Origin of the sequence: Dietzia sp. DQ11-38-2, from assembly GCF_014145055.1 — a bacterium.
In the GTDB taxonomy this organism is placed as follows: domain Bacteria; phylum Actinomycetota; class Actinomycetes; order Mycobacteriales; family Mycobacteriaceae; genus Dietzia.
The window spans coordinates 1-1,546 of sequence record NZ_JAALDW010000319.1 but is presented as its reverse complement, the minus strand read 5'-3'; the positions used below and the strand labels follow the sequence as shown (position 1 = coordinate 1,546).

Sequence of the window (1,546 nt, the reverse complement as noted above, 5' to 3'; positions counted from 1 at the left end):
GCGCTGTTCGCGGCAGCCGGGGTGGCCGTGCTGTCCGGGTCCGCCGTGCTCGGGTTCGTCCTCACCCGCGGGATACTCTCCCCAGGGGAAGACCCCGTCGCCTGCTCCCCGGTGTCCGAACCCGGCCACGTGGTGGGCGCCGGCCCCGGGTCGCTGGACACGCCGTTGGAGACGGTGCTGGCCTTCGACCACGCGTATTACGTCGAGCGCTCGGCCGAGAAGGCGTTCGAGGCGGTCTCGCCGTCGAGCCGGATGACCTTCGATCAGTTGCGTGCCGACGGGGTGGACCGGGTGCCCGAGGGCACCACCCACTGCGTGGACGCCCGGGAGTTGTCACCCACGCTCCTCGAGGTGACGCTCACCGAGTCCCGGCCCGATTCCGAGCCCGTGGTGATAAGACAGCGGGTACGGGTGGCGGAGAACCCTCACGGGACGTGGGGGATCGTCTCGATCACACCCGCCGGATGACGGACCCGCACCCGATCGACTCGCCCGCACCCGGGAGAGCGGCCCGGGCGACCGGGTCAGGGGCCGGCGTCGAGATACTCCTGGGGTGGGGTACGCCCCGAGGCGACCGCGTCGAAGAACCCCGTGGTGTTCGGGCCCCACACGAGATACGACCCCACGGAACCCGAGTCCATGCCGTCGTATGGGGCGGTCACGGTGAGGGGATCGCCCCTGAGCTTCCACATCACCCAGGCGAGGTTCCAGATGTGGTCCCCGGAGTCCACGGTGACGGCCTCCGAGGCGGAGTCGATGAGTGACACCGCGGTGAACGGGTTGAGCAGGTTCCCCGGGGACATGGTCTCGCTCATCAGCGCGCCGAGGAACTGCCGCTGGTTGCGGACCCTCTGGAGGTCCTGTTCCGCGAACCCGTAGCGGGTGCGGACGAAGCCCAGGGCCTGAGGACCCGCGAGGGTCTGACACCCGGCGGCCAGATCGAGTCCGGCGAGCGGGTCGTTGATCGGCTCCTCGATGCAGATGTCCACGCCTCCGACGGCGTCGACGATCCCGGCGAAACCGCCGAACCCGATCTCCGCGTAGTGGTCGATGCGCATGCCGGTCTGTTCCTCGAGCGTCCGGGTGAGCAGAGGCGGGCCGCCGAAGGTGTAGGCGGCGTTGAGCTTGTTCTGACCGTAGTCCGGGATGTCGACCAGAAGATCGCGCGGGAGTGAGATGAGCATGGTCCGCCCGCCGTCCCGCGGCGTGTAGACCAGCATCATCGTGTCGGTGCGTTTGCCGCCGGCATCGGATTCCGACCCGGTGGACAGTTGGGCCTGCTGCTCCGGGGTGAGGCCTTCGCGCGAGTCCGTCCCGACCAGCAGCGTGATACTGCCCGGGGTGTTCCCGCCCCGGCCGGGGTAGTCCGGCAGGGCGTCGATCCGCTGGAGCTTGGAGTCCGCCCACAGGACGCTCACCACGCCCAGCGTCAGGATCAGGACGAGCACCAGGCCCAGGATCCGCATCGGCCCGAGGCGGCGTCTACCGGGTGCCCGGCGCGGCCGGCGCGCATCCGCCGGCCCGTACCCTGCCCGCGGGGGCCGGT

The 1,546-nt window shown here is 70.4% G+C and carries 1 protein-coding gene and 1 pseudogene; one reads left to right on the top strand and one right to left on the bottom strand.

Features of this window, described 5'->3' with window-relative positions; translation table 11 throughout:
* Positions 1-468: pseudogene (locus G6026_RS11200) on the top strand (hypothetical protein); the annotation flags it as partial.
* Positions 469-524: 56 nt separating this feature from the next.
* Here G6026_RS11200 and G6026_RS11195 read toward each other — a convergent pair.
* On the bottom strand, positions 525-1,546 hold a 1,022-nt coding region (locus tag G6026_RS11195; protein ID WP_241728041.1), incomplete at its 5' end, for an LCP family protein.